The sequence below is a fragment of the Aliiroseovarius sp. S2029 genome, from assembly GCF_023195575.1.
Classification (GTDB): domain Bacteria; phylum Pseudomonadota; class Alphaproteobacteria; order Rhodobacterales; family Rhodobacteraceae; genus Aliiroseovarius; species Aliiroseovarius zhejiangensis.
The window spans coordinates 700844-723925 of sequence record NZ_JALPQE010000001.1; the positions used below are offsets into that span (position 1 = coordinate 700844).

Below are 23082 nucleotides of genomic sequence, written 5' to 3' on the forward strand. Positions count from 1 at the left end.
TTCGCCTGTTCAGTCCTGATCAAGATCGCGACGGAAGGTGTCGCAGTCCAAATCACCGATCTGCGAAGTGCCGGTGCGGATGAACCCCACCTTTTCCAACACCCGTTTCGACGCGATATTGTCGCGCAGCACACGCGCCTCAAGCGCCCAGATACCCCGGTCGCAGGCCTCTTGGCAGATCAGGGCAACGGCGCGCGTGGCGATGCCCTGCCCGCAATGAGCCCGCCCGATGCGATAGCCCAGTTGCGCGACCCCATTTTCCAAAGCCGTCACATTCACCCGGCCGACAATCCGACCGCCGATTTTCAGCAGAAACATCATCTCGCCTGCCTTCACCTGCTCGCGGATCAGGTCGGTCAGGGTGTCGAGCTTCCAATAGATATCCGGCCTTGGCCCGACCTGTGTTTCGAACCAGTCACGGTTCTTGCGCTCGAACGCGAACAGGCCCGGCGCGTCACCTACGCCAAGCGGAGCAAGTTCCAGATCAGCCACAGCAGGGGCACCCGTCGCGTTTGGCGGTGCGAATGACCCGCGTTTCGGCATACATCGCGTCATAGATCAGCATTCGCCCGCGCAAGCCCTCGCCCGCGCCGGTGATCTCTTTGATCGCTTCGGTCGCCATGATCGCACCGATGATGCCGGGCAAGGGCCCGACCACGCCCGCCTCGGCGCAGTTGGGGGCAAGCCCCGGTGCCGGGGCCTTGGCAAAAATGCATTGATAACAAGGCGCACCATGGGCCGGGTCGAAAGTGGAAACCTGACCTTCCCACTGGCTGAGCGCCCCGCCAATCATCGGGATGCCAAGTTTTGCCGCCACCCGGTTGACCAGATAACGGGTTTCGAAATTGTCCGTGCCTTCCAGAACGAGGTCGTAATCGCGCATCAGGTCCTCTGCGATCTCATCCGTCAGACGACGTTGGTATGGCCGCACGTTGATCGCGGGGTTCTGTGCCTTCATTGCGGCTTCGGCGGAAAAGACCTTGGGCACGCCGATATCGGCATCCCGGTGGATGACTTGCCGTTGCAGGTTGGAATTGTCGACCACATCGTCGTCGATCACGCCGATGGTGCCCACACCTGCCGCCGCCAGATACAAAAGCACGGGCGAGCCAAGCCCACCTGCCCCCACCACAAGGACACGCGCGTTTTTCAGGGCCACCTGCCCCGGCCCTCCGATTTCGCGCAGCACTATGTGGCGGGCGTATCGGTTCAGTTCGGTATCCGTGAACGGGCCGTCTTGCGTTTTTGCCACAGGCACGCTTGGCGCGCGGGCTTTCATCCACGCCAGCCCGCGCCCGTAAAGCGCGCCCAGCGCAATCACGGCAAACAGCACAGCCCACGAGGTGAAGTTGCCGCCCAGCGCCTGACGTATGCCCGCGCCTTCCGGCAGAACAAGATGGCTGATCAGAACCACAAGCGCCAGAAGCGCGGTCAACTGCCAGCGGCGCGCAACGGACAAGCCGCCAAAACTGCCGCCCACCCAGATCACTGCCGCCCAGATCAGAACCCAGATCACCTTTGCCCCCGATTATCCACGCCCGGTCGAACCAAACCCGCCCGCGCCGCGCGTCGTGTCGGACAGGTTGTCGGCCAGGGCATAGTTCGCCTGCACCACCGGGGCAATCACCGCCTGCGCAATGCGATCTCCGTGACCAATGACGAATGGCGCATCCCCAAGATTGATCAGGATCACCCCAAGCGGGCCGCGATAGTCACTGTCGATGGTGCCGGGCGCATTCGCCAGCGTGATGCCGTGCTTCGCGGCCAGCCCCGAACGCGGGCGTATCTGCATTTCAAACCCGTCGGGAATTTCAACGCGTAGGCCCGTTGGCACGATGCGCCGCTCCATCGGGGCAAGCGTCCAGCCGGCTTTGCGATCCGCATCCGGCAAGTTCGCGCGCAGGTCTGCCCCGGCCGAGCCAGAGGTTTCATAGCAGGGCAGGGAAACGGCCGGGTCGGCGTCGGGTTCCCGCAAGACGTTGATGGTCGGCATTAGGTGTCACCCCCGATCTCGTCGGCAATTCGGGCAGCGAGTTGTCGTGCCACGTCATCCTTTCCCATACGCGGCCAGTCGTCAGCACCTTGGTCTGTTATCAACGTCACCGCGTTTTCTGACCCTCCCATAATGCCGGTTTCCGGGCTGACATCATTGGCGACGATCCAGTCACAGCCCTTGCGGTCCCGTTTGGAGGTGGCGTGGTCGACCACGTCATGGGTTTCGGCGGCGAAGCCGACAACAAGGGCGGGGCGACCTTTCTCCATCTGGCTCACGGTGGCCAGGATGTCGGGGTTTTCGGCGAACTCCAACACCGGCAAACTGCCCTTCTGATCTTTCTTGATTTTCTTGTCCGATGCGGATGCCACCCGCCAATCCGCCACCGCGGCGGCAAACACCGCAGCATCTGCGGGCAATGCGGCCTGAACGGCGTCCAGCATCTGTTGCGCCGTCTGCACCCTGACCACCGTCACCCCGCCGGGGGGCGGCACGTCAGCAGGACCGGTGACAAACGTCACATTCGCCCCAAGGGCCGACAACGCGCGCGCCAGAGCTGTGCCCTGTGCGCCTGACGAACGGTTGGCGATATAGCGCACCGGATCAATCGGTTCATGGGTGGGGCCGGATGTGACAAGCACGTGCTTGCCCTTCAACGGGCCGTCCATCAGGGCAGCTTCAACAGCGGCCACGATGTCCAGCGGTTCTGACATCCGGCCGGGGCCAAACTCTCCACACGCCATGGCCCCGTCGGTCGGCCCGACAAAAAGCACACCATCCTCTTTCAGCGTGGCGACGTTGCGCTGGTTTGCCGGATGCTCCCACATCCGCACATTCATCGCGGGGGCCACCAGAACGCGCTTGTCCGTCGCCATCAAAAGGGTCGAGGCCAGATCATTGGCCAGCCCGCCCGCCATCTTGCCCAGAAGATCGGCGGTCGCCGGGGCCACGACCACCAGATCGGCGGCGCGGCTGAGTTCGATATGGCCCATCTCGGCCTCGTCCGTCAGATCAAAGAGGTCGGTGTATACCTTCTGCGCCGCCAGACCGGACGCCGACAGGGGCGTGACAAATTCCTGCCCTGCACGGGTCAGAACGGGCGTCACCTCGGCCCCACGTTCGCGCAGACGACGGATCAGATCCAGCGCCTTGAAGGCCGCGATGCCGCCGCCGATGATCAGAAGAATATGTTTGCCAGCCAGCATGGACGCCCCCGGTTTTGGTTCTTCAAACAGTTACGGGACCAACGCGGATGGATCAATGGGCAGGACGATACACGGTCACTTGAAAGTGTCGCACGGGTCGGGACGATCTACGGCGGGGGCATCATAGACAAGGTCATATCCGCCTTCGGGAACCTGCCCGTCCTCGGCCTGGCCGATGCTTTTGACCACAAGTGCCGGGCGCGCCTGCCCCAGCATGGCCGGGACCCCCCAATCCTTGCGGGCATGTCCATTGCCGGTGATGATGATCACCGGCTTTCCTGTGGAGTCGAGCGCATCCAGCGCCGCCTTGGCCAGCGTGGCATCGCGCAGGCGCTGCACCTCGATCATGCCGCCCAGTGCGACGCGTGGAATCGCCTCGCAATGGGCGAAGAACTGAAGCTCGATCCGTTGGTCGTGCTGATCCCCGGGCAGAGGTTGGTCCAACCCAAACAGCGCCGAATCCCCGTCAAAATGTGCCGCCACGCCGTCAGTGTAACTCGCCCGGGCCACCTCACGCGACACGGCAGCCCCAAAGATCGCGGCATCCGAGGCGGTGAAGATCGGCAGATACATCTCGAAATCGGGCCAGCCGGCCTTTTCCCACGCGGAGCCAAAACCCGCCATGTCCCGGGTCATGTCGGTCACCTGATCAGGTGTCAGCATCTCAAGCACAAGGGCTTTGGGCTGCAAGGCCGCGACGATCTGTGCCTGGACCGCATGATGGGCGGGATTGTCGTGGGTTTCCCCGATCACCACCACATCCGCCGTCGCAAGCCCTGCCAGATCATCGGCACTGGGGCCGCGTTCAAGGGCATGCGCGATGGACGGGATCACTAGCGTGACAAGGGCAGCGACAAGTCTCATGCCCCAAGGCTATGTCCGGCGACCCGGTGCCTCAAGTGCTTTCGGCTTGGCGGACCCTGTGTCGCAGTGCTAGGCAAATGCCATGGTGCTTTCGCTTCCTCCTCTGACGCTCGTTCTGGGCGGTGCGGCTTCCGGCAAATCGGACTATGCGGAACGGCTGGCCGCAGCGACCGGGCGTCCGATGCTTTATGTTGCCACCGCGCAGGCCCATGATGGCGAGATGTCCGCCAAGATCGCGCGCCATCAGGCGCGACGCGGTGCGGGCTGGCGCACGGTCGAGGCCCCGCTCGACGCCACCCCAGCCCTGACCACCGCTGACAGCGCCGAGGTCATCCTGTTCGACTGCGCCACCATGTGGCTGTCCAACCATCTGCTTTCTGGCGCATTTCTGCCAGATGCCGAGACCGGTTTGATCGCCGCGCTGTCCAACTGCACCGCGCCGGTCGTCATCGTATCAAACGAGGTTGGTGCAGGCATCGTGCCGGACAATGCACTTGCCCGTCAGTTTCGCCAAGCCCAGGGCGAATTGAACCAACGCCTTGCCCAGCGGGCCGATCTGGTTGTGACGGTGATGGCAGGCCTGCCAATGACCCTGAAAGGCCAACTGCCGGACGACGCCCCATGAACACGCCGGTCAGTTGGTGGTGGGTGCGGCATGGACCGACCCACGCAAAAAGCATGGTGGGCTGGCGCGACCTGCCCGCAGACTTGTCGGACACCGCTGCGCTGTCGCGCCTGTCCGATGCGCTTCCGGAACCTGCGGCCCTCGTATCGTCGGACCTGTCGCGCGCTGTGGCAACGGCAGATGCTTTGGCAAACAGGCGCCTGCGCCTGCCCCACCAGCGTGACCTGCGCGAGTTCAACTTTGGCGATTGGGACGGGCTGCACTGGAACGAGGTTGCCACCCGAGACCCGGACCTGTCGCGTGCCTTCTGGGAAGATCCCGGCCCACACCAAGCCCCGAATGGAGAAAGCTGGCACCAGCTTGCGACGCGGGTTTCTGCGACAGTTGACCGGGTGACATCCGACGGTCATCGCCATGTGATTGCCGTGGCGCATTTCGGGGTGATCCTGACCCAGATCGCACGGGCGGGAAACATGACGCCCTATGCGGCGCTGGGACATAAGATCGACAACCTGTCAGTGACGCGGCTGGATTGGGATGGGCGGCTCTGGTCCGTCCATTCAATCAATCACCGGCCCTGACAACCGACGGCGACGCTCGGTTTGCCGGCTTTGGTTAACCATTCAGTAACCACGACCGGCTAGGCTTTCAGGGACACAAAACAGGATCGGTGATGGTTGCGCGGATAAACACGGTCGCATTCGAAGGCATTCGCGCCCGGCTGGTCGAGGTGCAATGCGCCCTGTCACCCGGATTGCCGGGTTTCTCGATCGTCGGTCTGCCCGACAAGGCGGTGTCCGAGGCACGTGAACGCGTGCGCGCGGCGCTGTCCTCCATGTCCGTTGCCTTGCCGCCGCGCAAGATCGTCATCAACCTGTCGCCCGCCGACATCCCCAAGGAAGGCTCGCATTTCGACCTGCCGATTGCCATGGCCCTGCTGGCTGAAGCCGGGATTCTTGCACATGAAGACATTGCGGACGTGGTTGCGTTGGGTGAATTGGCGCTGGACGGCACATTGCTGCCTGTGACCGGCGCCTTGCCCGCGGCACTCGCCGCTGCCGAAAAGGAAATGTCGATGTTTTGCCCCCGGGATTGCGGGGCCGAAGCGGCATGGATCGGAGCCACCAAGGTGCACGCCGCCCCTTCGCTTGCTGCGGTCTTGCAGCATTTCACCGGGCAGACCCCGCTGAACGTGGCCGAACCCGGCAAGGTCACATCCGAAACGACCACCAAAGACCTGCGCGATGTCAAAGGACAGGAACGCGCCAAACGCGCCCTGGAAATTGCGGCAGCCGGGCGCCATCACCTGTTACTGGTCGGGCCACCCGGATCCGGCAAATCCATGTTGGCGGCCCGGTTGCCCGGCATTTTGCCATCCATGTCCCCTGCCGAGGCGCTTGAAACCTCGATGATCCATTCCGTCTCTGGCCTGTTGGACGGGGGTGGTATTTCGCAGTCACGCCCCTTCCGCGCCCCGCATCACACGGCCTCGATGGCGGCGATCGTGGGTGGAGGGCGCGGTGCAAAACCGGGCGAGATCAGCTTGGCCCATAACGGTGTTCTGTTCATGGATGAATTTCCCGAGTTCAGCCGACAGGTGCTTGAAACCCTGCGTCAACCGCTGGAAACCGGCGATGTGACTGTGGCGCGGGCGAATGCGCATGTGCGCTATCCCAGCCGGTTTCTGCTGATCGCTGCGGCCAACCCGTGCAAATGCGGGCACCTGACCGATCCCGGCCGGGCCTGCAACCGTGCGCCCCTGTGTGGCGAGGATTACATGCAACGTATCTCTGGCCCGCTATTGGATCGGTTTGACATGCGGGTCGAGGTGCCGCCGGTCACCTTCCAGGATCTGGATCTGCCCGCCAATGGCGAGCCCTCCGTCAACGTAGCCCAGCGTGTGACTCAGGCCCGCGCCATTCAGGCTGACCGTTACGCCGGGCTCAGCGATGTCACCACGAATGCGGATATCGAAGGAAAGACCCTGACCGAACATGCCAGCCCGGATCAGGACGGGCGCGAGACACTGCTGAAAGCGTCCGAACGGTTCGGATTGTCCGCGCGTGGGTATCACCGCGTGTTGCGAGTTGCGCGCACCATTGCAGATCTGGCCGAAGAACCGCAGGTCACCCGCAAGCATGTGGCCGAGGCGCTGAGCTTTCGTCTTGTGTCCCACCGCGAAACTGTTGGGTGATGAACTCGGCCACGCGCCGCAACGCCTGGCGGGCTTCGGGCACACAGCCATCCAGGATCACCCAAACATGCGGCGCGTCGGGCCATTCATCAAGAACGACCTGACCACCCGCCGCGCGCAGACGCTCGGCCATACGCAGGCTTTCGTCGCGCAGGATCTCGGTCGTCGAGAACTGGAGGAATGCAGGCGGAGGTGACCGGAAGCTATGCAGAATGGGCGAGGCGCCTTCATCCTCGGCCGCTTGTCCTCTCAAATAATGTTTAACGATGAGGTCGCGTCGCTCGGAAGGTAGGACCGGGTCTCTGGACAGATTGTCCCGGAAAGATGGCGAGGTGAAACGCAAGTCAACCACCGGTGAAAACGCAAAGACAGCGCGTGGTGCAGGCAGTTGCTCTTCAATCCGGGCCAGAACGGAAAAAACCAGCCCGCCACCGGCACTGTCGCCTCCGATGATGATGTTTCGCGGGTCATAACCTGTGTCCAGCAAAGCCGCGTAGGCTGCCACGCAATCATCCAGACCTGCCGGGAACGGATATTCGGGCGCCTTGCGATAATCCGGCGCGCACACCCGTATCCCGGTCAGCCATGACAGACGTGCCAACATTTTGCGATGGGTGCGGGGCGATCCCGCGACAAACCCGCCGCCATGCAGATACAGGATCACCCGGTCGGAAGGGGTTGGCCGCGTGGCGGGACGGGTCTCGACCCAAAGGACACCGAGGGTATTCGCAAGCGTCGCGTCCCGATACCACGCCAATGGGGGCGCACGAAGGATCCAGTCGCTTGCATGTTCGAACTCGCGCCGGGCGCGCGGTATGTCGTGAATATGGCGCAGCCGGGATTTGACAATCAAGCGCCCGCAAAACCGGGCCGTTGCAAGTTGCCAGCTCACATGCGACGCGCCTCGATCGCCTGCCAGATCTTTTCGGCGACGTTCACGCCGTCGAACCTCTCCAACTCCTGAATACCAGTGGGCGAGGTCACGTTGATCTCGGTCAGATAATCGCCAATCACGTCGATTCCGACGAATACTTGGCCCTTTTCACGCAGAAGCGGCCCGATGGCGTTGCAGATTTCGCGGTCACGTGCCGTCAGGCCGACCTGTTCAGGGCGACCGCCCACATGCATGTTGGATCGGGTCTCGCCCGCAGCGGGCACCCGATTGATCGCGCCGACCGGCTCGCCGTCGACCAGAATGATGCGTTTGTCGCCATTTGACACGTCGGGCAGGAACTTCTGCGCGATCAGCGGCTCGCGGTTGATGCCCGCAAACAGCTCGTGCAACGAGGCAAGGTTGCGGTCGTTCACGTCCAGCCGGAACACACCGGCCCCTCCGTTGCCATAAAGCGGTTTCAGAATGATGTCGCCATGCGCATCCTTGAAGGATTTCAGCGTGGCGAAATCGCGCGCGATCATTGTGGGGGGCGTCAGGTCCGGAAATTCCAGCACCAAGAGTTTTTCGGGATAATTGCGCACCCAGAACGGATCGTTCACAACCATCGTGGCCGGATGGATCATGTCCAGGATATGTGTCGTGGTGATATACCCCATGTCGAAAGGCGGATCCTGCCGCAGCCAGACAACATCAAAATCCCTGAGATCGACAATGGTGCGATCACCCAGCGAAAAATGATTGCCCGCCTCGCGCCGTACGGTCAGGGGCCAGCCCTGCGCAGAGACCGTGCCTTCCCGATAGCTCAGATGATCCGGGGTGTAGTAGAACAGCGAATGTCCGCGCGCCTGTGCCTCTTCCGCGATCCGAAAGGTGCTGTCCGCATCAATGTTGATGTGGTCGATGGGATCCATCTGGATGGCGACTTTCAGCGACATGACACACTCCTGCTTTGGTTTCCCCTACATGGGACAGCCGGGCGGAATGCGCAATGGGCTTCAATATGCCAAAGCGTTCTCGATGATATCGGTGGCACCCTGCGCGTTCACCAGAGCCACGTCAAAGCGACAAGGCGTCATCTGCCCTTTCGGCTCGCGTTCAAGATATTCGCAGGCGGTGGCATGGATGCGCTCCAACTGCGCCCGGGTGATCCGCTGGGCTGCGCGCATGAAATCACGAGATTTCTTGACCTCGACAAACACCACTGTGTCGCCATCGCGCGCGATCAGATCAACCTCGCCATAGGTGCCACGCCAGCGGCGCGCTTCGACATGTTGGCCCCGGCAGTCATAGTCGCGCGCCACAATATCTTCGGCAGCCTGTCCTGACAGATAGGAAACCAGCCCGCTCATCTTTTCGTCCCAAGCTCAAGTGCGGCCTGATAAACCTTGCGTCGCGGCAGGCCCAGCGCCTGCGACACCGCATTGACCGCGTCTTTCATCGACATATCCTGCATGGCCTTGATCAACATATCCTCCATCGCGCCCGCGTCCTGAACATCGCCCGGACGATCCAGCACAAAAACCACTTCGCCCTTGATCGGTGTGTCCGCCAACTGCTGCGCAAGGTCCGAAACAGTTCCGCGTTTTACCTCTTCGAATTTCTTGGTCAGTTCGCGACAGATCGCGGCCTGACGGTTATCTGCCCCAGAGGAACACAATTCAGCTAACAATTTCTGAACACGTTTGGCGCTTTCAAAAAACACAAGCGTTGCTGGCAGCGGAAGCAATTCGGAAAGCCATGTTGCCCGCGCGCCTTTGGCAGCCGGTGGGAAGCCGGCAAACAGGAACCTGTCGGTGGGCAGGCCCGACAAGCTGAGCGCGGCCAGGGTCGCGGACGCACCGGGCAGCGCGGTCACATGCTGGCCGTTTTCGGCCAGATCGCGCGCCAGCGCAAAACCCGGATCGGCGATCAGGGGGCTGCCGGCTTCGCTGGCATAGGCAACCGATTTGCCCGCTGCGATCAGCTTGCCGATGCCTGCCCGCGCGGCGTCTCCCGAATGATCGTGATAGGGGATCATCTTCCGTCCGTTCAGGGCGATGCCGTGAATATCCATCAACTTGCGCGTGGTTCGCGTGTCTTCGGCGGCAATCACATCCGCCGAAGCCAGAACATCCAGCGCCCTGAGCGTGATGTCGCGTGCATTTCCGATCGGCGTCGCCACAAGATAGAGGCCCGGATCAAGCTGGGTGTTTTGGGGTTTCACACTGGACCTGCCGATTGTTGCGTCTATGATATGTCCGTCTGCATCGGCCGTTCGGTGCCGTGTCTGGGAAAGGATTATCGTATGTTCTCTGTTTTCGTCCGCACCCGCAAGGCGATCGGTCTGCTGTTTGCCATTTTGGGACTCACCGCGCTTGCCGCCTGTGGCGTTCAGGGCCCCCAGGTCGGACAGAACATCAACCCCGGAAAACCTGTCCCTGTGGCGCTTCTGGTGCCCGGCGGGTCGGGGTCGGCGAATGATGCGAACCTTGCTGTTTCGCTTGAAAATGCAGCCCGTATGGCGATGGCAGAGCTGTCGGGGGTCGAGATCGAACTGCGCGTCTACAATACCGGCGGCAGCCCGAATCAAGCGGCCGCAATGGCCACCAAGGCGGTGAATGACGGCGCCAAGATCATCCTTGGCCCGGTCTTCGCACAAAGCGCAAACGCGGCAGGCGTTGCGGTGGCGCGGCGCAATGTCAACGTGCTGAGCTTCTCGAACAACACCGGTATTGCGGGCGGCAATGTCTTCGTGCTGGGCAACACGTTCGAAAACGTTGCAAACCGACTGGTGCGTTACGCCGCGCGCAATCGCAAGGGGCGCATCATGATCCTGCACGGCAACGATCAGGCCGAGGTTCAGGGAAGCCAGGCCATTCAGGCGGCGATCTCGAACTCCAGTGCGACACTGGCCGGAACCGCATCGTTCGAGCTGTCGCAGAACGGCATTATCAACGCGATGCCAACGATCAGTTCCAAGGTCAAAAGCTCGGGCGCGCAGTCGGTGTTCTTCACGTCGGGCACCTCGGGCGCGCTGCCCTTCCTGGCCGGTCTTCTGCCTGAAAACGGCGTCAGCCCTGCCACCACCCAGTTCATCGGCCTGCAACGCTGGGACATCCCGTCAAACGCGCTGGCCCTGCCCGGCGTTCAGGGCGGCTGGTTTGCCATGCCCGATCCCGGATTGTCCAGCCGTTTCGCCAGCCGCTATCAGGCGCGCTATGGAGCCTCGCCCCACCCGATTGCGGGGCTTGCCTATGATGGCATTGCCGCGATTGGCGCGCTTGCGAAATCTGGTCGCGCAAACGCCCTGACCTCGACCGCGCTGACCCAGTCGCAAGGGTTCGTGGGCGTCAACGGCATCTTCCGCCTGCGCCCCAACGGCACCAACGAACGCGGTCTGGCCGTCGCGCAAATTCAGAACAATCAGGTCGTCGTGATCGACCCTGCGCCCAGAAGTTTCGGCGGTGCCGGGTTCTGAGCCGGACCGGGACGCCTTCGCCCCGGTCCCCGATCTGATTTGCCCTCCGCAAGACATCATTGATGGCGATGCGTTGTGGGCAGACCTGCAACCAGAGTTCGACGACGCCCCGGACGCGGCGGCCGTACGCGCCGCAACCGTGACCCGGTTGAGAAGCGCCATGAAAACCGGGCGCGAAGCCATCGCAAACGCCTTGACCGAACACCCGCGCACGGCCTATCCCGCGATTGCGTCCTATGCCTATCTGACGGATGGTATCGTCACGCTGATCTATCGGGTGGCGGTCGAGCAGTTGCACCCCTTGGCAAATCCCACCGCATCCGAACGGATCGCGCTGCTTGCCGTGGGGGGCTATGGCCGGGGCGAAATGGCGCCCCAATCCGATGTCGACCTGCTGTTCCTGACGCCGTACAAAATCACGCCCTGGGCGGAAAGCGTCATTGAAAGCATGCTTTACATGCTGTGGGACTTGCGGCTGAAGGTGGGCCACGCCTCGCGCACGATCAACGATTGCCTGCGACTGGGTGAAGAGGATTTCACGATACGCACCGCCCTTCTGGAACAGCGTCACGTCTGCGGCGATGCCGACCTGGCCCGGCAACTGGATGACGAGCTGTGGAACAAACTGTTCAAGCACACGCTGGCGGAGTTCATCGAAGCCAAGCTGACCGAACGCGACACGCGGCACGAAAAGCAGGGTGATCAGCGGTTCATGGTCGAACCCAATGTCAAGGAGGGCAAGGGCGGACTGCGCGATCTGCAAACGCTGTTCTGGGTCGCCAAGTATCAGCACCGTGTCAGAGAACCCCAGGACCTTGTGTCAAAAGGAGTGTTCACCGAAGACGAGTTCGACACCTTTCGTGACGCCGAGGAATTCCTGTGGGCAGTTCGCTGTCAGTTGCACCTCGTCACCAATCGTCCGGCGGATCAGTTGACCTTCGACCTTCAGGTCGAAGTGGCCGACCGGCTTGGGTTCAAGGACACCGAAGCGCGGCGCGGGGTCGAACATTTCATGCAGGCCTATTTCCGCCATGCCACCCAGGTCGGTGATCTGACCCGCATCGTGCTGAGTGCGCTTGAGGCCGAACAGTTGAAAGAAGCCCCGGCCCTGCTGCGCCTGTTCAAGCGCCGCAAGCGGCTGAAACCGGGATACCGCGAGAAACACGGCCGTCTGGACGTGGTCAGCGAAACCGATTTCCTGTCCGACAAGCTGAACCTGCTGCGCCTGTTCGAAGAGGGTTTGCGCACGGGCATGCTGATCCACCCCGACGTGATGCGCCTGGTATCGGCCAATCTGGACCTGATCGACGACGATATGCGCAACAACAAGGAAGCCAACCGGATCTTCCTTGATCTTTTGCTCAAACACGGCAATCCGGAGCGTGCGTTGCGCCGGATGAACGAAGTGGGCGTGCTGGCCGCTTTCATCCCCGAATTTGAACCGATCAAGGCGATGATGCAGTTCAATATGTATCATTCCTATACGGTGGACGAGCACACGATTCAGGTGATTTCGAATTTCGCCCAGATCGAACGGCGCGAACTGGACGACGAGTTGCCGATATCGACCGAGATCCTGAAGCGGGGGATCAATCGTAAGGTTCTGATGGTGGCCATGCTGTTGCACGACATCGGCAAGGGCCAGCCGCAGGACCATTCCATCCTCGGGGCGCAGATCGCCCGCAGGGTTGCCCCCCGGCTGGGCTTGAATGCCAAGGACAGCGCGACCGTGGAATGGCTGGTCCGCTATCACCTTCTGATGTCGGACATGGCGCAGAAACGCGATATCGCCGATCCGCGCACCGTCCGTGATTTCGCCAAGGCGGTAAAAACGATGCGGCGGCTGGAGCTTCTGACGGTGCTGACGGTTTGCGACATTCGCGGTGTCGGGCCGAACACCTGGAACAACTGGAAGGCCACGCTGATCCGCACACTTTACAACCAGACACAACGCGCGCTGGAAGACGGGATGGAGGACTTGAATCGCGCCACCCGTGGTGCCGAGGCGAAGCGCGCCCTGCGGCAGGAGCTGTCAGACTGGAGTGCGAAAGACCTGCGCGCCGAAACCGCCCGCCACTATGACAGCTATTGGCAAGGGCTGCATGTCACCGCGCACAAGGTTTTCGCCAATCTTCTGCGCGACATCAAGGATGACGAGGTGCGCATCGACATCTATGAGGATGAAGAACGCGACGTGACGCGCGTCTATTTCGCGCTGGCCGATCACCCCGGCATCTTTTCGCGGATCGCGGGTGCGCTGACGGCGGTGCGGGCCAATATCGTGGATGCGCGGACCTATACCTCGAAAGACGGGTATGCGACGGCGTGTTTCTGGGTGCAGGATGCCGACGGGCACCCGTTCGATGTGGCGCGCAAGGAACGCATCGAAAAGATGCTCCATCGGCTCTTGAAAGGCGAGGTGATTGCGACCGAAGCCAACGCCAATAGCGAGAAGCTGAAAAAGCGCGAGCGGGTGTTCAAGGTGCCCACCCACATCACCTTCGACAATGACGGATCTGAAATCTATACGATCATCGAGGTCGACACGCGCGACCGCCCCGGCCTGCTGCATGACCTGACCCGGACACTGGCAAATGCAAATATCTATATCGCCTCGGCGGTGATTGCGACCTATGGCGAACAGGTGGTGGACTCGTTCTATGTCAAGGATATGTTCGGGCTGAAGATCATGGCCGAACACAAGAAACTGCAACTCGAAGCCAAACTGCGGCAGGCGATCGAGCAAACGGCCGAAAGGGCAACGGCATAATGGCATCCAGACTGGCGCGTGGCTTCATGACCGTGGGGGGCTGGACCATGGCCAGCCGCATACTTGGTTTCGTGCGGGATATCATGATCGGGGCCTTCCTGGGATCGTCTGCAGTGGCCGAGGCTTTTCTGATCGCCTTTTCGCTGCCCAACATGTTCCGCCGCTTCTTTGCCGAAGGCACGTTGAACGTGGCTTTCGTGCCCATGTTCGCCAAGAAGCACGAAGGCGGCGAAGGCGCGATGGAGTTTGCGCGTGACGCGATGTCGGGGCTGGCGTTCATTCTGGTGATCTTCACCATCATCGCGCAAATATTCATGCCCGCGCTTGTCTATGCCATGGCATCGGGCTTTGCCGAAGACAACCGCTTCGATATGGCCGTTACCTATGGGCGCATTGCGTTTCCCTATATCCTGTTCATCTCGATTGCCGCGCTTTTGTCGGGCGTTCTGAACGCCACTGGGCGCTTCATGGCGGCGGCGGCGGCGCCCGTGCTTCTGAACGTGATCTTCATTACGGCCATGTTCGTGGCCGATAGCCTTGACATGAACATCGGTGACGCGCTGGCATGGACGGTTCCGGTCGCCGGGATGGCGCAGGTGGCGCTGGTCTGGGTCGCGGCCAGCCGCGCGGGCTATCGCCTGCTGCCGCGCCGGCCGCATATGACACCCGAACTGAAGCGCCTGTTCATCATCGCAGCCCCTGCCGCCCTGGCCGGAGGGGTGACGCAGATCAACCTTCTGGTGGGCCGTCAGGTCGCCAGCTTCTTCGATGGGGCGGTGGCATGGCTTTACTATGCAGACCGTCTGTATCAATTGCCGCTGGGTGTCGTCGGCATCGCCATCGGCATCGTGCTCTTGCCCGAACTGTCGCGCAACCTGCGGTCAGGCGACAATCTGGCCGGGCGCAATGCATTGAGCCGCGCGGGCGAGCTGTCGCTTGCACTGACCTTCCCTGCGGCTGTGGCCCTGATGGTGGTGCCCACGCAACTGGTCGAAGTGCTGTTTCAACGCGGCGCGTTCTCGGCGGATGACACGGCATCGACCGCGCTTGCCACGGCGATCTATGGCGCGGGCCTGCCTGCCTTCGTGCTGCAAAAGGTGCTCGCCTCGGTCTATTTCGCGCGGGAAAACACCCGCACACCGTTCCATTTCGCGATTGTCGGGATGATCGTCAACCTTGTGGTCGCCGTCGGGCTGAGTTACTGGATCGGCTTCATCGCCGCCGCCATCGGCACCACGGTGGCAGGCTGGGCGATCACCGGGCTGACCTGGATCGGAGCAGCCCGCATGGGCGAAGACACACGCTTTGACGCCCGGTTCTGGCGCCGCTTCTGGCGGCTGGCCGCTGCCAGTTGGGCCATGGGTGCCTTGTTGTGGGTTCTGGTTGTGATCATGGGGCCGATGTTCGGCATCCCCGGTCTGAAGATTGTGGCACTGGTGGTTCTGGTCGTCAGCGGCATCGTCGCCTATGGCCTGCTGGGCCAGTGGTTCGGCGCCTTCCGTCTGTCCGAGATCAAGGCCACGTTCCGCAGGGGATAAGACCCCTAACGCGCACGCAACCGAGCCAGCACCCGCGACCAGCCGCCGGGGCTGACCAGAAACGACAGACTGAAGCCCGCGGCAAAGCCCGCAATCTCGGACACCCAGTTCAACCCGGCCCCGAACAGCAACCCAAAGATCAGTTGCAACAGCATCAGGAAGGCGATGATGCGAAAGGCCGAAAGCTGATTGCCACCCGTTGCGGCCAGATTGGTCCATAGCAGGAACGTGTATGCCCCGATCAGGCCATAGACCGCGGGAAAGCCCCCGAACAGGATCACCGGCGTATCCCACAGCACCCAATAGGCCAAAGCCCCCGCAATCGACGCCCCGAAATAGACCACCAGAAAGGCGAGCGGCGAAAACACCTCGCCCACCATCTTGCCCAGCGCCAGCAGAAACACGAGCACGAACAGAAGATGGGTGAAGCTAAGATGCAGGAAAGGATAGGTAAAGAACCGGGCCAGATCGCGCAGGGTGAAGCTGCTGGTCTCAATCATCTTGGCAAACAGCGGTTCATAGAACCCCCATTCCTCGATCATCGAAATGCGCCAACCAGCAGCCTGCGGCCCACCGATGAAACCGCGGCTGCCTGCTGCGAACACAAGCTCGATCCCCACCAGAAACACCGCCAGCGCGATCACCACCGGCGGCAGTGGGTTTACGGGGCTTTCTTCGCGGTAACTGCTCATATCGCGCTCTCCTTCGCCACTTCTGTGCGGGCCTTTCTTGACGGCCTTTGCCCACATGGGTAAGCGACGAGGGATCAGAAATCCAGACGGAGTGATACTATGACCAATCACACGCCACGCGTCTTCTCGGGCGTCAAGCCTTCGGGCGGGCTGCAATTGGGCAACTACCTTGGGGCCATAAAGCGATTTGTGGACATGCAAGGACAGGATTTCGAGGCAGTTTATTGCGTCGTTGATCTGCACGCGATCACCGTCTGGCAGGACCCCAAAGAGCTGAAGGATGCCACCCGCGAGGTCACGGCAGGCTATCTTGCCGCCGGGATTGATCCGTCGAAGTCTGTGTTGTTCAACCAGAGCCAGGTGCCCGCCCATGCCGAGTTGGCCTGGCTGTTCAACTGTGTCGCGCGTGTGGGCTGGATGAACCGCATGACCCAGTTCAAGGACAAGGCCGGCAAGAACGCCGAAAAGGTCTCGCTTGGTCTTTATGCATATCCGGCGCTGATGGCGGCTGACATTCTGCTCTATCACGCCACCCACGTTCCCGTGGGCGAGGATCAAAAGCAGCATGTGGAGCTGACGCGCGACATCGCCGCCAAGTTCAACCACGATTTCGGTGCCGAGGATTTCTTTCCACTGCCTGAGCCGATTATCGAAGGGCCAGCAACGCGGGTGATGAACCTGCGCGATGGGTCTAAGAAAATGTCCAAATCGGGGGAAAGCGACATGGAACGCATCAACATGACCGATGATGCCGACACCATTGCCAAGAAGTTCAAGAAGGCACGCACCGACCCCGACCCCCTGCCCGACACGCTTGAGGGCCTTAAAGGTCGTCCCGAGGCGCGCAACCTTGTGGATATCTATGCAGGCCTGTCCGAAACTTCGCCCGAAGCGGTCATTGCCGAGTTTGCAGGCGCTGGTTGGGGCAAGTTCAAGCCGGCATTGGCCGATCTGGCCGTCGCGAAACTGGGTCCGATTTCCCAGGAAATGGCCCGGTTGATGAACGACAAGGCCGAGATTGACCGCGTATTGGCACAGGGCGCCGAACGTGCCGAAGCGATTGCGCTGCCGATCCTTGACCGAACCTATGACATCATGGGGTTCCTGCGGTCCCGTCGGGGCTGAGGCGGGCACAGACACTGCCTCTACGAACGGCAAAGGGCGCGGCATGATCCGCGCCCTTTGGCGTTCCGGGCGTTCTGCGCTAGGCTGACAATCAACAGCCAGAAGGAGCGCGCCATGAAACGGAAGGAATACTCGGGTCAGGACATCACCGTCGGCTTCGATCTTGGGCGATGCATTCATTCGCGAAACTGTTTCCTGCAACTGCCCAAGGTGTTTGACCCCAACCAGCGCCCCTGGGTGCAACCAGAGCAGGCCACGGTTGAGGACGTCGCCGCCGTGGTCCGCGCCTGCCCCTCGGGCGCGTTGACCTATCGTCGCAAGGACGGCCGGAACGAACAGCCGCCACAGATCAACAAAGTGGCCGTTCTTGAAAACGGACCATTGGTCATGGCCGGTGATCTGTCGGTTGAGGGAGGCGAAACGCAGACCCGCGTGGCCCTGTGCCGTTGCGGGCTGTCGAAAAACAAGCCCTATTGTGACAACAGCCATGTGGATGCAGGTTTCGTCACGACCGGCGAGCCCGCACCCAAAGTCCCACCGTCAAAAGACGCGCAAGAGGGCGCTGTTAATGTGGACCGGCAACCCGACGGCCCCTTGAAGGTCGCCGGGAATATCGAATTGTGCACCGGCACGGGCAAACGCATTGCAAAGCTGGGCATGGCCTATCTGTGTCGCTGTGGCCAGTCAAAAAACAAGCCGTTTTGTGACGGTAGCCACAAAGACGCCGGGTTCAAAGACTCGGCAGAGTGACGGTTCCGCATCGGCAAGGGGGGGGGGGGCTTGTATTGTTATAACATTACTTTATCTGTCCCTTCATGTCACAAATGCCAACCATCAGGCAAAAGGCCCTGCCCGAGGACATGCGCCTTTTGCTTCGGGACTATCCACGCGAGGCGTGGCCGGATCACCCGAATTTCGCCGCCTCCATCCAGAACTGGATGGGCGCACATGTCATGTTCGGACAATTGGCGGAACTCATCCGTCTGAACACCGAAGCGTATCTTGAGAAACAGTTCGACCCGGACGACCACGCCCGTCGCCTGTCGCATTACGGAAACCTGCTGGTGCGCAACCTGCATGGGCATCATCATTGGGAAGATCGCCGCTTTTTCCCGGAATTGTCAGCCGCAGATGGAAGATTCGATCCTGGATTGCAGACGCTTGAATCCGATCACCTCGTGCTTGACAACCTTCTGGATCGATTCACGCGCCAATCCAATTGTGTGGTAACATTGACCCAGATGGACGAACCGCAAGCGCGTGAGGAAGCCAACCGGGTGCACGAAATGACGACCGTGCTGGAGGGGTTTCTGACACGTCATCTGACGGATGAAGAGGATCTGGTCGTGCCGATCCTGCTGCACCACAAGATGCGCGGTTGATCCGGGGTGCCTGCGCCGATGCGCGTGGGCACCTCAATCAGGAGGACCGACATGTTCACGACCGAAACCCTGGATTTTCTGCAAGACCTGAAAGCCAACAACACGCGGGACTGGTTCGCCAACAACAAGGCGCTTTATGAAACCCACATCAAGACCGCGGCGAAAACGTTCAGTGACGACCTTGCCCAGCGTCTGGCCGCGCGCTACCGCACCGATGTCAGCGCCAAGATCTTTCGCATCCATCGCGACCTCAGGTTTTCCAAGGACAAGACCCCTTACAATACGCATGTGCATATCGGCTTTGGCGACGCGGCGACCGGGGCGGCTTGGATGTTTGGCCTGCAACCGGATGATCTGGTCATCGGATACGGCATGTTCACCTTCGACAAGCCGCACCTGACCCGTTGGCGCGAGGCTGTGCAGGGGCGGCCGGGCGATCAGTTGATCAACCTGATGGAAACAGCGCGCCAATCGGGGTTGCGCCTGTCGGAACCCGAGCTGAAGCGCGTCCCTTCCCCCTATCCGGCGGACCATCGCAACGCCACTTTGCTGCGGCGAAAAAGCATTGCGATCTGGCGGGATGACCTGCCATTGGAGCACGCGCTGGGGGGCGACGCCGGGGCCGATTTAGCCCACGCAATGCGCGTTTTCGACCCGGTCCGAGACTGGATGATCGACCATCTTCCCGCCTGAATGGCCTAGAGCTTCAGCGGTCGATGCCCAACTTGCGGCACAGCGTTTCCAGCGTCGCGCGCTCAGTGGTCGACCACTCAGCCTTGCGTGACTTGAACAGCGTAGCCTGGCTTTTATGCACCGGCCCGCCAGCCAGGATTTTCAGATGATTGGCGCGCAGGGTTTCCCCGGTCGACGTGATGTCGGCCACCGCCTCTGCGGTTTCGTTCTTTACCGTCCCCTCGGTCGCGCCCTGACTGTCCACCAACTGGTAATCGGCCACGCCGTGGTCGCGCAGGTGATCACGGATCAGGCGGTGATACTTGGTCGCGATGCGCAGCCGGAACCCATGTTTCGCCCGGAAGGCGGCGGCGGCAGCATCCAGATCATCCAACGTGTTCACATCGACCCAACATTTCGGCACCGCGATGATCAGGTCAGCATGGCCAAATCCCATCGGCGCAAGCTCGATCACCTTCTCGTTCCACGCGCCCAGCTTTTCACGCACAAGGTCTGACCCGGTGACGCCAAGATGGATACGTCCAGCGGCCAGTTCGCGCGGAATTTCCCCAGCCGACAGAAGCACCAGTTCCACCCCGTCGATCCCATTGACCGCGGCGGCATATTCACGATCTGATCCGGTCCGCGACAATTCAATTCCCGCCGTCCCGAACCAGTCGAAGGTTTTTTCCATCAGCCGCCCCTTGGACGGAACACCCAGCTTCACGGTCATTGCCCCGCCTCGCCTGTCAGTTCCAGCGTCAGTTCCGGGCGGATCACTCCCCCCACTGCGGGAATGTCGCGCCGGTCGCCGTTCTGGTTGCCCAGAACGCGGGTCAGCGCATCATAGCGCCCGCCGGTCGCAACGGGCGGCAGGTCCGGCCGCGTTTCGGAATAGAAGCCGAACACGAACCCATCATAATATTCCATCGAGGTGCGGCCATAGCTGCCTTCGAAATCAAGCCGTGCCACATCGACACCACGCCGCTCCAACGCCTCGGCACGTGCTTCTAGCCGGTCGACCGCTGCGGCAATCGCGGGCATGTCCACGGCGATGTCACGCAGATGCTCCAACACATTCGCCGTCGTCTCGCGCAACCCCAGAAGATCGTCAAGCAGCTCGACCTCCTGTGCTGAAATCGGGGTGGCGACGGCATCCTCGCGCAAGGCGACCACCCGTTCGGCAATCTCGGAGGGAGAGCGCAGCCCGATATGGGGCGTATCAGCGTCGAAAGGATCATCCGCTGCCAACAACTGCGCGCGCCCGTCTGGCAGGGGTGCGCGCCCGGCAAAACGGTCAAGAAGCGCGCGGAATCGGCGTGGACGCCAGATGTGACGCAAAAGAGCCGCCTTGCGGCGCTCGGTCGTGCGCAGTCCACGCACGGCGGCCAGCAACAGCCCCATGTCCCCGGTGGCAGCGCGCAGGTTCAGGGGGGCGAGCACCTCTTTCAACAACGCAAACACTTCGGCATCCGCCTCAATGGGCGCTGCACGGTCGAACACCTCGTAACCCACTTGGAAATACTCGGATGCGCGATGTCGGGCTTCATCCTGCGCGCGAAACACCTCGCCCATATAGGCATACCGAGCGGGTTCGGCCCCCTCAGCCATGTGCATCTGCACCACCGGCACAGTGAAATCCGGACGCAACATCATCTCGCCCAGATCCGGGTCATGGGTCACGAACGCACGCGCGCGGATGTCTTCACCATACAGATCCAGCAGCGTTTCGGCGGGTTGCAGGACGTCAGCTTCGACCACGAAGGCCCCTTGCGCTTCGAAGAAGGACAGGAAGCGCGTGGCCTCAACCCGGACGCGTGCCTTGTCAGCCATCATAGCCCTCGACGATCTCGCGCACTTTTGCGACCAGTTCCGACCGGTCGCATTCAAACTGGCTGGGGCGTTCTTTCCATTCTTCAAGCGTGGCGTTCTCGGCGATCTTGGCCCCAAGGATCAAATCCTTGACTTGCACTTTTCCTGCCTCGAACTCGTCAGACCCCGCGATAATCGCCACGGGAGAGCCGCGCTTATCAGCATATTTCAACTGATTGCCGAAATTCTTCGGATTGCCCAGATACACCTCGGCCCGGATGCCCGCACCGCGCAACTCGCCTACCATCGCCTGGTAATCCGCCAGCCGCGCCTTGTCCATGACGGTCACAACGACGGGGCCAACCTGTTTGCCCCCCATCCGCCCCTTGGCGCGCAAGGCTGCCAGCAGACGATCCACCCCGATGGATACACCCGTTGCCGGCACCGCCTGCCCGGTGAACCGCTTGACCAGATCGTCATAGCGACCGCCCCCCGCGACCGAGCCGAACTGACGCGGACGACCCTTTTCGTCGAGGATCTCGAACGTCAGCTCTGCCTCGAATACCGGGCCAGTGTAGTAGCCAAGACCGCGCACCACCGAAGGGTCGATGACGATGCGGTCAGGGCCATAGCCTTGGGCGGCGAGCAGCATCGCAATCTCTTCCAACTCGGCCACGCCTTCCGCGCCGATGGCGCTATCGCCTACCGCCCTGCGCAGGTTCGCCAAAGTCTGATCCGCGGTATTCCCTTTGGACGTCAGAAAAGCCAACACCGGTTCGGCCTGCTCATCCGACAGCCCAACCCCGTCAATATAGGCACCCGACGCATCCAACCGTCCCTGACCCAAAAGCTCGCGCACGCCGGCCTCGCCCACCTTGTCGAACTTGTCGATGGTGCGCAGAACGGCGTCCCGAACAGGGCCTTCGTCAACGCCCATCACCTCCAACACCCCGTTCAAAACCTTGCGGTTGTTCACCCGCACCACATAGTCGCCGCGCGGAATGCCGACGGTTTCCAGCGTGTCGGCCAGCATCGCGCAAATTTCGGCATCCGCAGCCATGCTCGCGGTGCCCACCGTATCCGCGTCACACTGATAAAACTGGCGAAACCGTCCCGGTCCCGGCTTTTCGTTCCGCCAGACCGGCCCCATCGCATAGCGGCGATACGGGGTGGGCAAGTCGTTGCGATGCTGCGCATAAACACGGGCCAGCGGCGCGGTCAGGTCATAGCGCAGCGCCAGCCAGCTTTCGTCCTCGTCCTGCCAGGCGAACACGCCCTCGTTCGGGCGATCCACGTCAGGCAGGAACTTGCCCAGCGCCTCTACCGTTTCCACCGCCGAGCTTTCCAGCGCGTCAAACCCATAGCGATGATAGACCGCCGCGATCTGGTCGAGCATCACTTTCCGCTCGTCCACCTCTGCGCCGAAATAATCGCGAAACCCCTTGGGCGTTACGGCCTTGGGGCGGGGCTGTTTCTTCTGCTTGGCCATGGCTGGTCCCGGTTCAGGTAAGTGTCGCGGGCGGTCTATCGGATGGGCGCGTCGGGGGCAAGGAAAGCCTGCCGCAGGGACAGACGGAAAAAACCGCTGGGCCCGGGCGCGCGACCACGCTATCACGCCCCCATGACACAAGATCGCCTGACTCAACTGGAAGAAACCGTCGCCCACCTGACCCGCCAGGTCGAGGAACTGAACGAGGTTGTGGCCCGGCAGGACACGGAGCTGTCAAAAATGACCCACCGGGTGCGTATGCTGTTGGAACGCGAGGCAGAGCGGGAACAGGCCAACTCTGGTGGTGTAGTCTTGGGGGACGAGCGGCCGCCCCATTACTGACATCCAGGTTTCTTCTGGCTAGAAATA

At 61.6% G+C, this 23082-nt stretch carries 24 protein-coding genes; 11 read left to right on the forward strand and 13 right to left on the reverse strand.

Annotation, left to right across the window (positions count from 1 at the left end):
- Window positions 1-9 precede the first annotated feature (9 nt).
- From MUY21_RS03475 to MUY21_RS03495, 5 genes are all read right to left on the reverse strand, one after another.
- The gene (locus MUY21_RS03475; RefSeq protein WP_248408978.1) at window positions 10-492 is read right to left on the reverse strand and encodes a GNAT family N-acetyltransferase; all 483 of its coding nucleotides are present in this window, start codon (window positions 490-492) and stop codon (window positions 10-12) included.
- On the reverse strand, window positions 485-1516 hold the full coding sequence (locus MUY21_RS03480; protein WP_248408979.1) for a HesA/MoeB/ThiF family protein: 1032 nt from the start codon (window positions 1514-1516) through the stop codon (window positions 485-487). The genes MUY21_RS03475 and MUY21_RS03480 overlap by 8 nt, the downstream gene beginning before the upstream one ends.
- A 12-nt stretch (window positions 1517-1528) precedes the next feature.
- On the reverse strand, window positions 1529-1993 hold the full coding sequence (gene dut, locus MUY21_RS03485) for a dUTP diphosphatase (RefSeq protein ID WP_248408980.1): 465 nt from the start codon (window positions 1991-1993) through the stop codon (window positions 1529-1531).
- Entirely contained in the window at window positions 1993-3198 is a 1206-nt protein-coding gene (gene coaBC / locus MUY21_RS03490; protein ID WP_248408981.1) for a bifunctional phosphopantothenoylcysteine decarboxylase/phosphopantothenate--cysteine ligase CoaBC, read from the reverse strand. Before coaBC ends, dut begins: the two co-directional genes overlap by 1 nt.
- Window positions 3199-3273: 75 nt before the next feature.
- Complete coding sequence (locus MUY21_RS03495; RefSeq protein WP_248408982.1) at window positions 3274-4062, reverse strand: ChaN family lipoprotein; 789 nt, start codon at window positions 4060-4062, stop codon at window positions 3274-3276.
- Between the two features lie 82 nt (window positions 4063-4144).
- Here MUY21_RS03495 and cobU point away from each other — a divergent pair, with 82 nt between their 5' ends.
- From cobU to MUY21_RS03510, 3 genes are all read left to right on the forward strand, one after another.
- Window positions 4145-4687, forward strand: coding sequence for a bifunctional adenosylcobinamide kinase/adenosylcobinamide-phosphate guanylyltransferase (gene cobU, locus MUY21_RS03500; protein ID WP_248408983.1), 543 nt, complete (start codon window positions 4145-4147; stop codon window positions 4685-4687).
- Window positions 4684-5268: a histidine phosphatase family protein gene (locus MUY21_RS03505; protein WP_248408984.1), complete on the forward strand. Its 585-nt coding sequence runs from the start codon at window positions 4684-4686 to the stop codon at window positions 5266-5268. Before cobU ends, MUY21_RS03505 begins: the two co-directional genes overlap by 4 nt.
- Window positions 5269-5360: 92 nt before the next feature.
- On the forward strand, window positions 5361-6881 hold the full coding sequence (locus MUY21_RS03510) for a YifB family Mg chelatase-like AAA ATPase (RefSeq protein WP_248408985.1): 1521 nt from the start codon (window positions 5361-5363) through the stop codon (window positions 6879-6881).
- Here the strand turns inward: MUY21_RS03510 and MUY21_RS03515 are convergent.
- The 4 genes from MUY21_RS03515 to rsmI are packed head-to-tail and all read right to left on the reverse strand — an operon-like array spanning window position 6814 to window position 9979.
- Window positions 6814-7773: an alpha/beta hydrolase gene (locus tag MUY21_RS03515; RefSeq protein WP_248408986.1), complete on the reverse strand. Its 960-nt coding sequence runs from the start codon at window positions 7771-7773 to the stop codon at window positions 6814-6816. The genes MUY21_RS03510 and MUY21_RS03515 overlap by 68 nt on opposite strands.
- The gene (gene gshB, locus MUY21_RS03520; RefSeq protein ID WP_248408987.1) at window positions 7770-8711 is read right to left on the reverse strand and encodes a glutathione synthase; all 942 of its coding nucleotides are present in this window, start codon (window positions 8709-8711) and stop codon (window positions 7770-7772) included. The genes MUY21_RS03515 and gshB overlap by 4 nt, the downstream gene beginning before the upstream one ends.
- 60 nt (window positions 8712-8771) lie before the next feature.
- The gene (locus MUY21_RS03525) at window positions 8772-9125 is read right to left on the reverse strand and encodes a YraN family protein (protein ID WP_248408988.1); all 354 of its coding nucleotides are present in this window, start codon (window positions 9123-9125) and stop codon (window positions 8772-8774) included.
- Window positions 9122-9979 (reverse strand): 16S rRNA (cytidine(1402)-2'-O)-methyltransferase, encoded by an 858-nt coding sequence (gene rsmI / locus MUY21_RS03530; RefSeq protein ID WP_248408989.1) that lies wholly within the window; start codon window positions 9977-9979, stop codon window positions 9122-9124. The genes MUY21_RS03525 and rsmI overlap by 4 nt, the downstream gene beginning before the upstream one ends.
- 81 nt (window positions 9980-10060) lie before the next feature.
- Here rsmI and MUY21_RS03535 point away from each other — a divergent pair, with 81 nt between their 5' ends.
- The 3 genes from MUY21_RS03535 to murJ are packed head-to-tail and all read left to right on the forward strand — an operon-like array spanning window position 10061 to window position 15541.
- Window positions 10061-11233, forward strand: coding sequence for a penicillin-binding protein activator (locus MUY21_RS03535; RefSeq protein WP_248408990.1), 1173 nt, complete (start codon window positions 10061-10063; stop codon window positions 11231-11233).
- On the forward strand, window positions 11220-14003 hold the full coding sequence (locus MUY21_RS03540; RefSeq protein WP_248408991.1) for a [protein-PII] uridylyltransferase: 2784 nt from the start codon (window positions 11220-11222) through the stop codon (window positions 14001-14003). The genes MUY21_RS03535 and MUY21_RS03540 overlap by 14 nt, the downstream gene beginning before the upstream one ends.
- Window positions 14003-15541, forward strand: a complete 1539-nt coding sequence (murJ, locus tag MUY21_RS03545) for a murein biosynthesis integral membrane protein MurJ (protein ID WP_248408992.1) — start codon at window positions 14003-14005, stop codon at window positions 15539-15541. Before MUY21_RS03540 ends, murJ begins: the two co-directional genes overlap by 1 nt.
- 5 nt (window positions 15542-15546) lie before the next feature.
- Here the strand turns inward: murJ and MUY21_RS03550 are convergent, their stop codons facing one another.
- Window positions 15547-16233 (reverse strand): rhomboid family intramembrane serine protease, encoded by a 687-nt coding sequence (locus tag MUY21_RS03550; RefSeq protein ID WP_248408993.1) that lies wholly within the window; start codon window positions 16231-16233, stop codon window positions 15547-15549.
- A 99-nt stretch (window positions 16234-16332) separates the two neighbouring features.
- Between MUY21_RS03550 and trpS the strand changes: the two genes are divergently transcribed.
- From trpS to MUY21_RS03570, 4 genes are all read left to right on the forward strand, one after another.
- Complete coding sequence (trpS, locus tag MUY21_RS03555) at window positions 16333-17358, forward strand: tryptophan--tRNA ligase (RefSeq protein WP_248408994.1); 1026 nt, start codon at window positions 16333-16335, stop codon at window positions 17356-17358.
- Between the two features lie 114 nt (window positions 17359-17472).
- Window positions 17473-18108, forward strand: a complete 636-nt coding sequence (locus MUY21_RS03560; protein ID WP_248408995.1) for a CDGSH iron-sulfur domain-containing protein — start codon at window positions 17473-17475, stop codon at window positions 18106-18108.
- A 74-nt stretch (window positions 18109-18182) separates the two neighbouring features.
- Complete coding sequence (locus MUY21_RS03565) at window positions 18183-18740, forward strand: hemerythrin domain-containing protein (RefSeq protein WP_248408996.1); 558 nt, start codon at window positions 18183-18185, stop codon at window positions 18738-18740.
- Window positions 18741-18791: 51 nt separating this feature from the next.
- Complete coding sequence (locus tag MUY21_RS03570; protein WP_248408997.1) at window positions 18792-19433, forward strand: TIGR02453 family protein; 642 nt, start codon at window positions 18792-18794, stop codon at window positions 19431-19433.
- Between the two features lie 13 nt (window positions 19434-19446).
- Here the strand turns inward: MUY21_RS03570 and hisG are convergent, their stop codons facing one another.
- From hisG to hisS, 3 genes are read right to left on the reverse strand one after another with little or no spacing between them, the layout of a single operon-like run.
- Window positions 19447-20145 (reverse strand): ATP phosphoribosyltransferase, encoded by a 699-nt coding sequence (gene hisG, locus MUY21_RS03575; protein WP_248408998.1) that lies wholly within the window; start codon window positions 20143-20145, stop codon window positions 19447-19449.
- A complete protein-coding gene (locus MUY21_RS03580) occupies window positions 20142-21245 on the reverse strand; it encodes an ATP phosphoribosyltransferase regulatory subunit (RefSeq protein ID WP_248408999.1) in 1104 nt (367 codons plus the stop codon). Before MUY21_RS03580 ends, hisG begins: the two co-directional genes overlap by 4 nt.
- Entirely contained in the window at window positions 21238-22713 is a 1476-nt protein-coding gene (gene hisS, locus MUY21_RS03585) for a histidine--tRNA ligase (protein ID WP_248409000.1), read from the reverse strand. The genes MUY21_RS03580 and hisS overlap by 8 nt, the downstream gene beginning before the upstream one ends.
- A 147-nt stretch (window positions 22714-22860) precedes the next feature.
- Here hisS and MUY21_RS03590 point away from each other — a divergent pair, with 147 nt between their 5' ends.
- Complete coding sequence (locus MUY21_RS03590; RefSeq protein WP_248409183.1) at window positions 22861-23055, forward strand: SlyX family protein; 195 nt, start codon at window positions 22861-22863, stop codon at window positions 23053-23055.
- The last annotated feature ends 27 nt before the right edge of the window (window positions 23056-23082 follow it).

What these genes read in the sequence shown, in the direction of transcription:
- dut (WP_248408980.1), bottom strand. Translation starts at nt 1,993, where the DNA reads ATGCCGACCATCAACGTCTTGCGGGAACCCGACGCCGACCCGGCCGTT.
- coaBC (WP_248408981.1), bottom strand. Translation starts at nt 3,198, where the DNA reads ATGCTGGCTGGCAAACATATTCTTCTGATCATCGGCGGCGGCATCGCG.
- MUY21_RS03495 (WP_248408982.1), bottom strand. Translation starts at nt 4,062, where the DNA reads ATGAGACTTGTCGCTGCCCTTGTCACGCTAGTGATCCCGTCCATCGCG.
- cobU (WP_248408983.1), top strand. Translation starts at nt 4,145, where the DNA reads ATGGTGCTTTCGCTTCCTCCTCTGACGCTCGTTCTGGGCGGTGCGGCT.
- MUY21_RS03505 (WP_248408984.1), top strand. Translation starts at nt 4,684, where the DNA reads ATGAACACGCCGGTCAGTTGGTGGTGGGTGCGGCATGGACCGACCCAC.
- MUY21_RS03510 (WP_248408985.1), top strand. Translation starts at nt 5,361, where the DNA reads ATGGTTGCGCGGATAAACACGGTCGCATTCGAAGGCATTCGCGCCCGG.
- gshB (WP_248408987.1), bottom strand. Translation starts at nt 8,711, where the DNA reads ATGTCGCTGAAAGTCGCCATCCAGATGGATCCCATCGACCACATCAAC.
- MUY21_RS03525 (WP_248408988.1), bottom strand. Translation starts at nt 9,125, where the DNA reads ATGAGCGGGCTGGTTTCCTATCTGTCAGGACAGGCTGCCGAAGATATT.
- MUY21_RS03535 (WP_248408990.1), top strand. Translation starts at nt 10,061, where the DNA reads ATGTTCTCTGTTTTCGTCCGCACCCGCAAGGCGATCGGTCTGCTGTTT.
- murJ (WP_248408992.1), top strand. Translation starts at nt 14,003, where the DNA reads ATGGCATCCAGACTGGCGCGTGGCTTCATGACCGTGGGGGGCTGGACC.
- MUY21_RS03550 (WP_248408993.1), bottom strand. Translation starts at nt 16,233, where the DNA reads ATGAGCAGTTACCGCGAAGAAAGCCCCGTAAACCCACTGCCGCCGGTG.
- trpS (WP_248408994.1), top strand. Translation starts at nt 16,333, where the DNA reads ATGACCAATCACACGCCACGCGTCTTCTCGGGCGTCAAGCCTTCGGGC.
- MUY21_RS03560 (WP_248408995.1), top strand. Translation starts at nt 17,473, where the DNA reads ATGAAACGGAAGGAATACTCGGGTCAGGACATCACCGTCGGCTTCGAT.
- MUY21_RS03565 (WP_248408996.1), top strand. Translation starts at nt 18,183, where the DNA reads ATGCCAACCATCAGGCAAAAGGCCCTGCCCGAGGACATGCGCCTTTTG.
- MUY21_RS03570 (WP_248408997.1), top strand. Translation starts at nt 18,792, where the DNA reads ATGTTCACGACCGAAACCCTGGATTTTCTGCAAGACCTGAAAGCCAAC.
- hisG (WP_248408998.1), bottom strand. Translation starts at nt 20,145, where the DNA reads ATGACCGTGAAGCTGGGTGTTCCGTCCAAGGGGCGGCTGATGGAAAAA.
- MUY21_RS03580 (WP_248408999.1), bottom strand. Translation starts at nt 21,245, where the DNA reads ATGGCTGACAAGGCACGCGTCCGGGTTGAGGCCACGCGCTTCCTGTCC.
- hisS (WP_248409000.1), bottom strand. Translation starts at nt 22,713, where the DNA reads ATGGCCAAGCAGAAGAAACAGCCCCGCCCCAAGGCCGTAACGCCCAAG.